This is a genomic window from Prevotella sp. AM42-24, from assembly GCF_003461825.1.
GTDB classification, from domain to species: domain Bacteria; phylum Bacteroidota; class Bacteroidia; order Bacteroidales; family Bacteroidaceae; genus Prevotella; species Prevotella hominis.
Genome location: NZ_QTXV01000018.1, coordinates 1 through 13,175 on the forward strand (window position 1 = coordinate 1; position 13,175 = coordinate 13,175).

General features: G+C 42.6%; 12 protein-coding genes. 3 read left to right on the forward strand and 9 right to left on the reverse strand.

Translation table 11 applies throughout. The features are described from left to right. Nucleotides 1-270 (forward strand): transposase (locus DW917_RS07440; protein ID WP_118117403.1); only part of this gene is annotated, 270 nt, incomplete at its 5' end. Between the two features lie 177 nt (nucleotides 271-447). On the opposite strand, the gene DW917_RS07445 is transcribed toward DW917_RS07440, so the two are convergent. From DW917_RS07445 to DW917_RS07470, 6 genes are all read right to left on the reverse strand, one after another. Continuing rightward, nucleotides 448-867 carry an aminotransferase class III-fold pyridoxal phosphate-dependent enzyme gene (locus DW917_RS07445; protein WP_118117405.1) on the reverse strand — a complete coding sequence of 140 codons (420 nt, stop codon included), beginning with the start codon at nucleotides 865-867 and terminating at the stop codon, nucleotides 448-450. Further along, nucleotides 864-1,178 carry a M67 family metallopeptidase gene (locus DW917_RS07450; RefSeq protein WP_118117407.1) on the reverse strand — a complete coding sequence of 105 codons (315 nt, stop codon included), beginning with the start codon at nucleotides 1,176-1,178 and terminating at the stop codon, nucleotides 864-866. The genes DW917_RS07445 and DW917_RS07450 overlap by 4 nt, the downstream gene beginning before the upstream one ends. A 47-nt stretch (nucleotides 1,179-1,225) precedes the next feature. After that, nucleotides 1,226-2,035 carry a molybdopterin-synthase adenylyltransferase MoeB gene (locus DW917_RS07455; RefSeq protein WP_022110248.1) on the reverse strand — a complete coding sequence of 270 codons (810 nt, stop codon included), beginning with the start codon at nucleotides 2,033-2,035 and terminating at the stop codon, nucleotides 1,226-1,228. A 245-nt stretch (nucleotides 2,036-2,280) separates the two neighbouring features. Then, a complete protein-coding gene (gene thiS, locus DW917_RS07460) occupies nucleotides 2,281-2,493 on the reverse strand; it encodes a sulfur carrier protein ThiS (protein WP_118117409.1) in 213 nt (70 codons plus the stop codon). Between the two features lie 275 nt (nucleotides 2,494-2,768). Continuing rightward, on the reverse strand, nucleotides 2,769-6,347 hold the full coding sequence (gene nifJ / locus DW917_RS07465; RefSeq protein WP_118117411.1) for a pyruvate:ferredoxin (flavodoxin) oxidoreductase: 3,579 nt from the start codon (nucleotides 6,345-6,347) through the stop codon (nucleotides 2,769-2,771). A 106-nt stretch (nucleotides 6,348-6,453) separates the two neighbouring features. Next, nucleotides 6,454-7,644, reverse strand: a complete 1,191-nt coding sequence (locus DW917_RS07470; protein ID WP_118117413.1) for an ATP-binding protein — start codon at nucleotides 7,642-7,644, stop codon at nucleotides 6,454-6,456. 177 nt (nucleotides 7,645-7,821) lie between these two features. Here DW917_RS07470 and DW917_RS07475 point away from each other — a divergent pair, with 177 nt between their 5' ends. Both DW917_RS07475 and DW917_RS07480 read left to right on the forward strand, forming a co-directional pair. Further along, on the forward strand, nucleotides 7,822-8,925 hold the full coding sequence (locus DW917_RS07475; protein WP_118117415.1) for a hypothetical protein: 1,104 nt from the start codon (nucleotides 7,822-7,824) through the stop codon (nucleotides 8,923-8,925). Nucleotides 8,926-8,959: 34 nt separating this feature from the next. After that, nucleotides 8,960-10,627 carry a glycoside hydrolase 43 family protein gene (locus tag DW917_RS07480; protein WP_118117417.1) on the forward strand — a complete coding sequence of 556 codons (1,668 nt, stop codon included), beginning with the start codon at nucleotides 8,960-8,962 and terminating at the stop codon, nucleotides 10,625-10,627. A 186-nt stretch (nucleotides 10,628-10,813) separates the two neighbouring features. Here the strand turns inward: DW917_RS07480 and DW917_RS07485 are convergent, their stop codons facing one another. From DW917_RS07485 to menA, 3 genes are all read right to left on the reverse strand, one after another. Continuing rightward, entirely contained in the window at nucleotides 10,814-11,263 is a 450-nt protein-coding gene (locus tag DW917_RS07485) for a hypothetical protein (protein ID WP_118117476.1), read from the reverse strand. A gap of 337 nt (nucleotides 11,264-11,600) precedes the next feature. Then, on the reverse strand, nucleotides 11,601-12,239 hold the full coding sequence (locus DW917_RS07490) for an HD domain-containing protein (RefSeq protein WP_118117419.1): 639 nt from the start codon (nucleotides 12,237-12,239) through the stop codon (nucleotides 11,601-11,603). A gap of 8 nt (nucleotides 12,240-12,247) precedes the next feature. Further along, on the reverse strand, nucleotides 12,248-13,171 hold the full coding sequence (menA, locus tag DW917_RS07495) for a 1,4-dihydroxy-2-naphthoate octaprenyltransferase (RefSeq protein WP_118117421.1): 924 nt from the start codon (nucleotides 13,169-13,171) through the stop codon (nucleotides 12,248-12,250). Between the last annotated feature and the right edge of the window lie 4 nt (nucleotides 13,172-13,175).

Genomic DNA, 13,175 nt, shown 5'->3' on the forward strand with positions numbered 1-13,175 from the left:
GAAGTGGCTGACAGCCGCTGCCTGAGCAAGGAGGAAATGGAAAAATATGAAGAGAGCCAGCGTCAGGTTGATAATTACAACCTGGGGATGTATAGTGCCTGGCTGGAAGGAAATGAGAAGGGGATTAAGCAAGGAATAGAGCAAGGTGAACTTGCTAAAAGTCTTGATGTCGCAAAGAATCTCCTTGCATTAGGTATGCCAGTAAGTCAAATCATGCAAGTTACAGGTTTGAGTAAAGAGCAAATAAGCAGTTTGCAGGCCAAGAAATAATATAAATTCGGATTTAGAATCCTCAAGAAATAAAACGGAGAAAAGTTTTATAAAGTATCTTATAATCAAGGCTTTTGCTCTTTATTGGGCTTTGGAGTGTTTCTGAAAAAAAAGTCACAATACCCGGCAGATGGTGCTGAGTATTGTGACTTTACTTTCTTGTTATACAAATCTTTTCTATTCGATACTTTCTTCTATTGACTTCAATACGTAGTCGAGAATCTCATCGGTGTGGCAGAGGGAGATGAAGTTGCCCTCAAACTGGGATGGACTCACGTAGATGCCTCGGTCCAGCATGTTGCGGAAATAACGTGCGAAACGTTCCTGATCACTCTTCTTGGTATCTTGGAAATTGCGGACAGGCTGGTCGTTGAAGAACATCGTGAACATCGTGCCCACGTGGTTCACCTGGATGCCCTTGCCTTCTACTATCTTCTCAAGATGGGAGAGGAAACGATTGCTGCGTTCTTCTAAGAGTTCATAAACGCCCGGTTCGCCCAACTGCTTCAAAGTTTCATAATCGGCTGCCATCGCCACAGGATTTCCACTCAAAGTACCTGCCTGATAAACTGGACCCTCTGGGGCTAATACGCTCATGATATCCGCTCTACCTCCGAAGGCTGCGGCAGGGATTCCTGTCGGGTGGTTACGTGGAGATGAGAGGTGGATAGCTGATGACTGTGCCAGTTGGCAAGAATCTTAAGTCCCTTGCTTCGTGCATATTTCAATGCGGCAAACTGGTCTTTGGGTGAAAAGGAAAAATGCTCTTCACTGTGGTCAATATTCTCCATCCAATAGCTTTCTGTCACATGATCATCTTTGCCTAAAAGTAATCCGCAACTTTCTATTGGGGCATCCTTCTTCGCCTGCTCTAAAATAACTTTGATTACGTCGTCGATAATTTTCATAAGCAATAGCGAGTCTTTATCTATTTACACTTTACACTAATATATGATTAGTGCTTTTTTAAGTCACAGGCAGCCTGCTCGTAGTCAATGAGGTGGTCGATGGTAGGATGATCACCACAAATTTCACAAGAAGCACGTTTCTTCACATTGATGGTACGGAAGTTCATCGTCTTGGCATCGAATGTGAGCAGTCTGTCTGTCAGGAGATCGCCTACGCCCAGGAAATATTTCAATGCTTCTGCAGCCTGAATGGTTCCTAACATACCGGCAATGGCTCCTAAAACTCCTGCCTGACTACAGGTCGGAACGACACCTGCTGGAGGTGGCTCCTTGAAGAAACAGCGATAACATGCTGTTCCTGGCAGATGTGTAAAGGTCTGACCCTGGAAGCGGAGAATACCGCCATGAGAAAAGGCTTTGCCTAATCGAACACAGGCATCATTGATGAGGAATTTTGCTGGGAAATTGTCAGTTCCATCAATGATGAAATCCCAAGGCTGGATGATTTCCTCTGCATTGTGGGAATCAAGGAAATCATGATAGGTAGTTACCTCTACGTCTGGATTGATGGCAATCATCTTCTCCTTGGCACTTTCCACCTTAGGTCTTCCCAAATCTTTGGTCTGATGAATGACCTGTCGTTGCAGGTTGCTCAGATCAACAACGTCTGCATCTACGATACCGATATGTCCCACTCCGGCTGCTGCCAGATAAAGAGATACTGGTGAGCCTAAACCTCCTGCACCGATAATTAGGACTTTGGCATTGAGGAGCTTTTCCTGTCCTTCAAGGCCTACATCCTGAAGCAGGATATGTCGGCTATATCTCTCAATTTGTTCTTCACTTAATTCTATCATCTTACACTGTTTTTCTTTTACGGATGAATACTATCACTTATTAAATACGTTAACGATACAGAATACGTACATTAACGACAACGTAATCTAATATATTAAACTATTTAATAAGCATTTTATTGTACAGAATTTCAGTCTTGCTTCTTAAAAAATGCTACTTTTAATAGTTTTTTCTCTTTAAGAATTTTTTTCTTGCTATTTTGCATACAGTTGATTCCTGCTTGACGACAGAGATTCTATTGAATTTAGCAAGTGCCTCCTCCCATGAAATATAGGAAATCTACACGGTCACCTTCTTTTAGTTGTATTTTCTCGTAGTCTTCTCTTTCTACGAAATCTTCGTTTACCTGAATGGTTACCATTTCTGGCTGGAACACTTTATTGATTTTTATCAGTTCTGCCAATGTGAGAGGAAGTGTTACTTCCTGCTTTTCGTCGTTTACAATAATCTGTGCCATAATCTTATTTTTTATTTGTTATTTTCTGGGTGCAAAGGTACTGCGATTTTGCGACCTATACCATACCACCCCGGGGGTATTTTGGGTCACATTATGATAGTATGGTATATACCACAAATGGGGTAGAAGGATACTATATAAGTATAAATAAGACTACAAAGCTGCAGATATGCGCTTAAAGTAAACCAAAAATAGGTATAAGTAATAGTTAAAAAAAAAGTGGTACACCCTCTTTGGGATGTACCACTTTATATAGATATTTACTGAAAATCAGATTAGATCTGCTCGCTCCAGTCCTCCTGGCTCTTACGAACGTAAGTCTGGTAACGGAGCTTAGCCATCTTCTCTGCCTGAGAGAAGAGCTCATCAGCCTCCTTAGGGAATGCCTTCTGTACAGAGAGGTAACGAACCTCACCGAGCAAGAAGTCGCGGAAGTTCTCCCAGTTTGGAGCCTTAGAGTCGAGTGTGAATGGGTTCTTACCCTCATCAGCCAACAGTGGGTTGTAACGCCACAAGTGCCAGTAACCGCACTCAACGGCCAACTCTTCCTCGTGCTGTGAACGACCCATACCGCCCTTACGCTTCAAACCGTGGTTGATACATGGTGCGTAAGCGATGATGAGTGATGGACCTGGATAAGCCTCAGCCTCGCGGATAGCCTTCAATGTCTGAGCATTGTCAGCACCCATAGCTACCTGAGCTACATAGATGTAACCGTATGTAGTCTGCATCAAACCGAGATCCTTCTTACGGATACGCTTACCCTGAGCAGCGAACTGTGCGATAGCACCAAGAGGTGTTGACTTAGAAGACTGACCACCAGTGTTAGAGTAAACCTCAGTATCGAGTACCAGGATGTTAACATCCTCACCAGAAGCCAATACGTGGTCGAGACCACCGTAACCGATATCATAAGAAGCACCATCACCACCGATGATCCACTGTGAACGCTTAACGAGGTAGTGATCCAAAGTCTTGAGCTCCTTGCAGATAGGGCAACCCTTCTCAGCGCAGGCAGCGATGAGAGGCTTCAACTCTGCAGCAGCCTCCTTAGAACCCTCAGAATCGTTCATGTTAGCCATCCACTTGTCAGCAGCAGCTACGAACTCAGCAGAAACCTTCTCGCTAGCCTTAGCCTCCTCGAGCAAGTGAGCGATGCGCTCCTTCATCTTCTTGTTACCCATTACCATACCGAGACCGAACTCGCAGAAGTCCTCGAACAATGAGTTGTCGAATGCAGGACCCTGACCCTTAGCGTTCTTTGTATATGGAGTAGATGGGATAGAAGCTGAGTAGATAGAAGAACAACCAGTAGCGTTAGCAATCATCTGACGATCACCGAAGAGCTGAGAAATCAACTTAACGTATGGAGTCTCACCACAACCAGAGCAAGCACCAGAGAACTCGAACAATGGCTGAGCGAACTGAGAGTTCTTAGGGCTCTGCTTGATATCTACGAGATCCTGCTTAGAAGCAACGTTGTGTACGAGGTACTCCCAGTTAGCTGCTTCCTTGACCATATCCTCTGCATCAACGTTGAATGGAACCATTGTCAACGCCTTCTCACCCTTCTTACCTGGGCAGACGTCAGCACAGTTACCACAACCCAGACAGTCGAGTACTGAAGTCTCGATGCGGAAGTGCATGCCAGCCAAAGCCTTAGGTGCCTTAACATCCTGAGTCTCGAGACCCTCGATGCCTGCGAGCTCCTCATCGGTCAATACGAATGGACGGATAGCTGCGTGAGGACAAACGAATGAACACTTGTTACACTGGATACAGTTCTCAACGTTCCATACTGGTACGAATGCCTCAACACCACGCTTCTCGAATGCTGCAGTACCGTTCTGCCATGTACCGTCAACTGTGTTGTGCTTAACAAAGTCAGAAACCTTCAAGAGGTCACCTGCCTGACCGTTGATAGGACGAACGAGCTCCTTAACGAATGCTGGAGCGTTATCCTCCTTAGCCTCATCGTCTGCGAGGTTAGCCCAAGCTGGATCTACTGTCAACTGCTTGTACTCACCACCGCGGTCAACAGCGCTGAAGTTCTTGTCAACAACGTCCTGACCCTTCTTAGAGTAAGACTTAACGATGAATGCCTTCATCTGCTCTACAGCGAGATCCAAAGGAATAACCTTTGTGATACGGAAGAATGCAGACTGGAGGATGGTGTTGGTACGGTTGCCGAGACCAATCTCCTGAGCAATCTTAGTTGCGTTGATATAGTAAACAGTGATGTTGTTCTGAGCGAAGTAACGCTTTACCTTGTTAGGGATGAAGTTAACCAACTCCTCACCATCGAAGATAGTGTTCAACAGGAAGAAACCGTTCTTACGCAAACCACGTGTTACATCGTACATATGGAGGTAAGCCTGTACGTGGCAAGCTACGAAGTTAGGAGTATTTACCTGGTATGCACTGTGGATAGGGCTGTCGCCGAAACGCAAGTGAGAGCAGGTGAAACCACCAGACTTCTTAGAGTCGTAAGAGAAGTATGCCTGGCAATACTTGTTAGTATTGTTACCGATGATCTGAACTGAGTTCTTGTTAGCACCAACAGTACCATCAGCACCCAAACCGTAGAACTTAGCCTCGAACAAGTCGTCGCCACCCATTGGGATTTCCTCCTCTTCTGGGAGAGAAGTGAATGTAACGTCATCAACGATACCTACAGTGAAGTGGTTCTTTGGCTGTGGCAACTCGAGGTTCTTGAATACAGCAACGATCTTAGCTGGAGTTGTATCAGAAGAACCGAGACCGTAGCGACCGCCAACGATCAATGGCTTGCGCTCGTCATCGTAGAGAGCTGACTTCACGTCGAGGTACAATGGCTCACCCTCTGCACCTGGCTCCTTAGTACGGTCGAGAACAGCGATACGCTTAACAGTAGCTGGGATAGTCTTCTTCAAGAAGTCAACAGAGAATGGACGGAAGAGGTGAACTGCAACCATACCAACCTTCTTGCCCTGCTTGTTCAAGTAGTCGATAGCCTCACGAGCTGGCTCTGTAGCAGAACCCATCAGGATGATGATGTTCTCAGCATCCTCAGCACCATAGTAGTTGAAGAGGTGGTACTCACGACCAGTGATCTTAGTCATCTCCTGGCAGTACTTCTCTACTACCTCAGGAATTGCATCGTAGTAAGGGTTGCAAGCCTCACGGTGTGTGAAGAATGTTTCTGGGTTCTCAGCGGTACCGCGAGTAACAGGACGCTCAGGAGTCAAAGCACGGTTACGGAAGTCCTCGATGAACTCTTCCTTAACCAATGGACGGATGTCTTCCATATCCATCTCCTCGATCTTGTGGTACTCATGAGAAGTACGGAAACCATCGAAGAAGTTAATGAAAGGAACCTTTGTCTCCAATGTAGCCAAGTGAGGAACTGCAGAGAGGTCCATCACCTCCTGAACAGAACCAGAGCAGAACATAGCGAAGCCTGTCTGACGGCAAGCCATTACGTCCTGGTGGTCACCGAAGATACAAAGTGAGTGAGAAGCCAATGTACGAGCTGATACGTTGAACACGCAAGGGAGCAACTCACCAGCAATCTTGTACATGTTAGGAATCATCAACAACAAACCCTGAGAAGCAGTGTAAGTTGAAGTCAAGGCACCAGCCTGGAGAGAACCGTGAACTGCACCAGCAGCACCAGCCTCAGACTCCATTTCCTGGATAGAAACTCGCTGACCGAAAAGGTTCTTACGACCTTTGGCAGCCCATTCATCTACATGCTCCGCCATTGGTGATGATGGAGTAATAGGGTAGATTGCAGCAACCTCTGTAAACATATAGCTTACATGAGCGGCAGCTGTGTTACCATCACAAGTGATAAATTTTTTCTCTTTAGCCATTTTACTTTTAGATAAAATATTAAAAATGTTTTGTATTTAATTCGTTTTTTATCGAATGACTTTTGCAAGCCAACCGATGCGTTTTATAGTCTTTGTTGTATTTACCTTAGTACAGGAATCCCAATAACCACAGTGGAATCTTATTGTCCTTACCAACTTCCGTATTATAGCGGGCATAGATGGTGTCTGGATTAAATCTCACTTTGTTGGTGGCATGAGCATCACAGATACGGAACTTGGTCGTTCCATCTACCATATAGAAATGGTCTTTTCCGCCTTGGTGTACTTTGTGATCTTTCCACAAGGAATTGACGAAGAATGTCTCCATGATTTCCTGCTCGTCTATTTGCAGCGGGAAGATGGCATACATCAGGTTGGTATTGTGAAGCATGACCTTGGATGGTTTCTTTGGGAAGAATTGACCATCAGGATAAATCATGTTGATGAGTCTTGCATCTGCCAGATACTTGATATAGTTCATCACCGTAGCTCGACTTGTCTCAATGCTTTCTGCCAGTTGACTGACGTTTGGAGCTTTTGCACCTTCTACTGCCAGTTGATAGAACAATCTTTTGATTTTGTTTAGATATTTAAGTTCTATTTGTTTGATGAGCAATATGTCAACCTCCGTCATCATATTCATAGTCTTGAGCAAGTTCTCCGTGAAGTTGCGTTGCTCCAAGAAGAATGGATAGAATCCATGATGCAAGTAGTCCTTGAAATATTTCATCGGACTAACTTTCGGTAAGATTTGTTTTACTATGTGCTCGTGATTACGTAATATTTCATCAAGAGAAAATGCAGGAAAGTTATTGCCTGTCTGCAGATTGAGAAACTCTCTGAATGAGAAACCTCTGAGATTGTAGCTTTTAACAATTCCGTTGAGCTCAGGATTCTCCTCCTTGAGTCGCATCACGCTTGAACCGGTAAATATGATTCTCAGCTCTGGATACAAGTCGTAGCATTTTCTCAACTCCTTGCTCCAGTTGGGCTGTTTAAATACCTGGTCAATAAGTAAAGTTCTTCCACCTTGGCGAACAAAGTCTCCAGCAAAATCAGCTATACCTCTTCCCTGGAAATAGAAGTTGTTCATATTCACAAAGAGACACTTGCGGTCAGTCGCTCCAAAATGTTCTTTTGCATATTGAAGGAGAAATGTTGTCTTACCAACGCCTCTTGTGCCCTTGATACCTATCATGCGGTCATTCCAGTCAATCTCGTCCATGAGAGATCGACGTACTGGCGCATTGATATGCTCTACCAGGTATGTATGTGTTCTGAAGAATGCTTCTTCCATGCGATTCTATTTGTTCGTTTTGTTTTATGATGCAAAGGTAATCAATATTTTCTAATTTGCAAACTCAAGATAGCAAAAACTAACTTTTTTTTCATTATTTAGCACTATTCTAAGTTAAAAACCCATTTTTGGGGCTTTTTTTTCTCAATTTAGAGTGCTTTTTATTAACTTTGCAGTATGAAACTACATATATTTAATCCAGAACATGATTTGGCGCTTGCTGTCAATCAACCGAATTATACGGCTCCTCATGCTGGGAGACAACTTCGTAATGATTTAGCTTTCATTCCTGCTCTTTGGGCGGATGAAGGAGATTTCGTTATGGTGGATTCCATTGATGATGCTTATGATAAGGTAAGGCATCTTGGCTATATATATAATAAGGTGGAATTTATCACGCCAAGACAGTTGGAAGGTGTCTTCAGGGATACGATGGAGATAGATAGTATTCATCCTTGGGGATGGGATAAGGCTATCGTTTCTCAATTGAGACATTTGGGGTGCCCGGATATCATGTTGCCTACTTCTGAAAATCTGGATAAAATCAGATGCGTAAGTAGTAGAGAATGGGCTGCTCGTCATCTCCAGGATCATGTGGATTTTGTTGCTGATGTGACAAAACTGAAAGATGTGGTTTCAAGTAAAGGACAAGCAATTATTAAATCTCCTTGGAGTTCCAGTGGACGTGGTCTCAGATATGTGAACAGTTCTTTCTCTGGTGTAGCACAAAATTCCGGTATTACCAGACTCGACAATCTGGATGATATGGAGAAATGGGCTGCTAACGTGATTCGCCATCAAGGGGGTGTTACTGTGGAGCCTTATTATAATAAGGTGAAAGATTTTGGTATGGAATTTGAAATGGTTGATGGCGTGGTGAAATACTGTGGATTATCTCTGTTTCAGACCATCAAGGGGGCTTATGCGGGTAATATCCTTGCTTCAGAAGAAGAGAAAGAGGAAATTCTTGCTTCTTATGTTTCCTTAGATGAATTGGCTCAAATACGTCAGCATATCATAGAAACCCTTCAACCGGTTCTGAAATCTATCTATAGCGGACCTTTTGGTGTGGATATGATGATTTATGCGGATGATGAACGAAGATTGCAGATTAATCCTTGTGTGGAATTGAATCTTCGTCGTACGATGGGACATGTTGCTTTGTCATTAGGAGTGTCCGAAAAAACGGCCGGACATATTATGCACGTTGGTTTTGATGGTAACAAACATCGCTTGCGAGTTTTACCTGGATTGCCTTCTGAATCAGCTCCTTATCATTAAAAGTACTATTATTTATATACAAACAACTTAAGACATGAAAACAAAATTAATCTATCTGCTGATAGCTTCAGCTTTGGTAGGTGGTAGTTCGACAGTTTTTGCTCAAAAGGCTCAATCGGCTTCCCCTTATGTTTCTCAGGTCTGGAATCCAGACTTAGGTAATGGCATGTATAAAAATCCTGTCATCAATGCGGATTATTCTGATCCGGATGTGGTTTGCGTTGGTGATGATTATTATATGACAGCCAGCAGTTTCAACTGTATCCCAGGCTTACCAATCTTGCATAGTAAAGACTTGGTGAATTGGGAAATCATCGGTCATGCTGTTACGAAACTTCAACCAGAGAGTGAGTTTGATCAGCCTTCTCATGGTAACGGGGTATGGGCTCCATGTATCAGTTATCATAATGGTGAGTTCTATATTTATTGGGGCGATCCTGACTATGGCGTGTTTATGGTCAAGACGAAGAATCCTGCCGGAAAATGGGACGATCCTGTATGCGTGATTCCTGGTAAGGGAATGATTGATACGTCTCCTCTTTGGGACGAAGATGGTAGAGTTTATCTCGTTAATGGTTGGGCTAATTCCCGCAATCGTTTTGCCTCTGTTATTACTGTTAGAGAATTGAATGCTGATGGTACCAAGGCTATCAGTGATCCTGTCATCGTTTTTGATGGAAATGGAACGGAGAACCGTACTTGCGAGGGACCTAAATTCTATAAGAGAAACGGCTGGTATTGGGTTATGTTCCCTGCTGGTGGCGTACCTACAGGTTTCCAGGTGGCTATGCGCTCTAAATCACCTTTCGGTCCTTATGAATCTAAGAAGGTTCTGGCACAGGGAAAGAGTCAGATTAACGGCCCTCATCAGGGTGCATGGATTCATACCAAATATGGAGAGGATTGGTTTATTCATTTCCAGGATAAGGAAGCTTATGGACGTGTCGTCCATCTCCAACCTGTTACCTGGAAGGATAATTGGCCAGTGATTGGCAAGGTTCCGGCAAAAGGTTATTGTGGTGAACCTTATGAGACTTATAAGATGCCTAAAGCAAGTACTCATGTGAATGTGAATCCTGTTGAGAGTGATGAGTTTAATACTCCAAAACTTGGTTTGCAATGGCAGTGGCACGCTAATTACCAACAGCAGTTTGGTATGCCTACTACCTGGGGAGTGTATCGTATTTATACCCATAAGAGTGATGAAACCATTTGGCATACTCCCAACCTCTTGCTCCAAAAAACTCCTGCTGATAATTTTACGGCCACTGCAAAATTACAACTGACAGCTAAAGATCAGAATCAGATGGGTGGTATCATCATGATGGGATTGGACTATTCTGCTTTGGTTGTAAAAAGAGTAGGGGATGAATTCCAGTTGCAGCAGATTACCTGTCATAAGGCGGACAAGAAGGGAACTGAAGATGTGAAGGTGCTTGCCACTTTTGCACCGACTTCCGCTGATAAAATTGATTATCAGCCTGCCTTGCATCATTCTTCTTATCTCCGAATGGTTGTTAAGCAAGGAAAGGTTAATTTCTACTTTAGCAAAGACGGAAAGTCCTTTAAGAAGGTAGGTGAAGAATTTACAATGCGTGAAGGTAAATGGATTGGAGCTAAAGTCGGAATGGTTGCTCAAGAACCGGCTGGTAAGACCAATCGTGGTTGGATAGATGTAGATTGGTTTAGAATTACCAAATAATCTACTTATAACTGCAGAGCATTTTGAAATCTATATAAGAATATAGAATCTTTAGAAAAAGATAAAGGATGAGTGACTTCACAGTTACTCATCCTTTTTTTGATTTCGCTAAATCAATTTTAGTTCTTATAAGTATGTACTTATTTAATTTATAAAAAATTTATCTACTTTTTTACTAACCCCTGATTATACTTCTTTGAGTAGGTCATCGAGGAAGGTATCTAAGTCATGATCTAAATCTTCCATCAGATCACCACCCACAATAATTGTATCATCATCTGCCAGATAGAGTTCTCCAAGATGCTCTTTGTCATCATCTTCGAGGACAAAACTGTATGGCTTGAGAATTCCCAAGTTATCAACGATAGCTGTGTTCTTTCTCAAGATGTTTCTCAAACACTTGGCAACTTCCTCATAGAAATTTTCGTCTTTGTTGTCTATCCATTGTTCAACAACGCAGCGAGTAATCTCCTGTTCGTCGTCATTGAATGCCAACAATTCTCCACTATCCTGAGAACATCTTACATGAATATCTGTAAGAACAGAAGTTTCATTGAGTTCTTGAGGTGGAAACTTTTGAGCTATCTTCTTGATGAATCGCTCAACTTGCTGAAGTGTTTGTTCTGTTAATTCCATGTCGTTTCTGTTAGCGTTATTGCCTGGCATGATATTGATGTTTGTACTTTTATGTACTTATAAAAAGAGAGGGGTCGCTCGATGATGTGATGAAACTCTGAACTTTCACAAGTTTGAGAGCTCTCCGTCTTTGTAATCCACTGGCTTTACAGCTTAGTCGCAAATGCGATTTATATGGCCCGCCATCAACAAGAGAAGTCTTCTCGGTTTCACGATTTAATATGAAGAGTAACCCGATCGAACCGATACGACCCCAAATATTTTTATTCATTTGTCATGTCTTACATTTGCAAAGGTAATGCTTTCTTATGAAATAACCAAATATTTTCTCATTTTTTTATTTGCATTCTTCAATTTCTTTCCAGATGCTTTCAAATGTTCTTCTTAATTCTTCTTTGTTTTCTATAATACCCCTCAGTTCCTTTAATGCTTTTTCATTGGGTGAGTTGGGTATCCAGAGTTTGATATACCCATTGTTGGAGTATTTTTCTTCCATGTGCTGAGAGAATCTGAGCCATTGTTCTTCTTTATCTTTCTCTGCGTAATTTTCTCTTCCATATTGAATAGCTCGCAGGAAAATTTCATGAGCTTCGATATCTCTGTCAGCCTCTGCTACGATTTTCCCATAAATACTTCGGGGTTGTCTGCTGGAAGATGCTCGATGATCTTCTACAGCTTCTTTCATGATTTTGATTTGCTCTGGCTTGAACCAACGCTTCAATCTTTGATCACTCTGGAGTATCTTACCACTTGTTATATGGTGTATGGCTCTTGGTCCTTCCATTCCTAAATCATGATATGCTGCTATCACATATACCATGTTTATGTCTGCACCTGTCACTTCTGCCAACTTGATGGAGTTTTTGATCACTCTATTCACGTGGCGTAAGCCATGACTCGTTCCGAAAGCATTGTAACGTGGAAGAATCTGTAGCTCGATGAATTCCATTATTTCAAGATTTACCTGTTGTTTCATAAGCTTTGTTATATAAATATTACAGAAAGTATGGCTGCAACTGATAGAATGCCAAAAACTAAAATGTTACGGGCTGTCAAGCCGAGTACCTGATTTAATTTTGCTCCCTTGTTGATTCTTTTCATCTCTTGATAGGATTGCCGGTGTAATATGATATATATAAGGTATATAGCATACGTCGGAATTAACTTGTCGGTTTGATATAAATCGAAGAATACGAGGATGATCATGATACCTGCAGCGATGTATCCTATTGATTCGTATAGCCTTCTTGTCTTGCTTTCTCCCAAACGTACTGCAAGGGTTATCTTGCCGTTGCTCCTGTCATTGTCAATATCTCTGTAATTGTTGACTATCAATAGTGCGTCTATTGCTAAGCCGCAGGCTATGGATGATGCGATCACTTCACCTGTTGGAATTTGTTGGTGGAGAGGCATGCAGACGTAGTACGTACAGCATACAGGAATGATACCGAAAAACAGAAGTACTAAAATATCACCCAATCCGTGGTAGCTGAATAATGTTGTGTAGAGAAAACAAAATACGACACATGCTATTCCCACCATCACCATTTCCAGTCCTCCGTATAATATAAGCGGTATTCCTGTCATACATCCCAAAAGGGTTGTAATGAGGATTCCCCACACCATAGCGTCGGATGTTATCCATCCTTCCGAACATGCTCTTTTAGGACCTAATCTCGTCTCGTCATCATTACCTTTTTTAAAATCAAAATAGTCGTTGACAAGGTTTGAATCAATCTGCATAATCCATGCAAATAGCAAACATAAGATTGCAGGAATCCAATTGAATTGTTCGCTTGTATTTCGCCAGGCGAATGCAGTTCCTATCATGACAGGAACTGCAGCCGCTGAAAGCGTCTTGGGGCGTGTTGCTAAAAGCCACGCTTTTACAGAATTCGTTTTTACCATTTTA

Coding starts and splice junctions, on each gene's coding strand:
- DW917_RS07445 (WP_118117405.1), bottom strand. CDS start 867: ATGAGCGTATTAGCCCCAGAGGGTCCAGTTTATCAGGCAGGTACTTTG.
- DW917_RS07450 (WP_118117407.1), bottom strand. CDS start 1,178: ATGAAAATTATCGACGACGTAATCAAAGTTATTTTAGAGCAGGCGAAG.
- DW917_RS07455 (WP_022110248.1), bottom strand. CDS start 2,035: ATGATAGAATTAAGTGAAGAACAAATTGAGAGATATAGCCGACATATC.
- thiS (WP_118117409.1), bottom strand. CDS start 2,493: ATGGCACAGATTATTGTAAACGACGAAAAGCAGGAAGTAACACTTCCT.
- nifJ (WP_118117411.1), bottom strand. CDS start 6,347: ATGGCTAAAGAGAAAAAATTTATCACTTGTGATGGTAACACAGCTGCC.
- DW917_RS07470 (WP_118117413.1), bottom strand. CDS start 7,644: ATGGAAGAAGCATTCTTCAGAACACATACATACCTGGTAGAGCATATC.
- DW917_RS07475 (WP_118117415.1), top strand. CDS start 7,822: ATGAAACTACATATATTTAATCCAGAACATGATTTGGCGCTTGCTGTC.
- DW917_RS07480 (WP_118117417.1), top strand. CDS start 8,960: ATGAAAACAAAATTAATCTATCTGCTGATAGCTTCAGCTTTGGTAGGT.
- DW917_RS07485 (WP_118117476.1), bottom strand. CDS start 11,263: ATGGAATTAACAGAACAAACACTTCAGCAAGTTGAGCGATTCATCAAG.
- DW917_RS07490 (WP_118117419.1), bottom strand. CDS start 12,239: ATGAAACAACAGGTAAATCTTGAAATAATGGAATTCATCGAGCTACAG.
- menA (WP_118117421.1), bottom strand. CDS start 13,171: ATGGTAAAAACGAATTCTGTAAAAGCGTGGCTTTTAGCAACACGCCCC.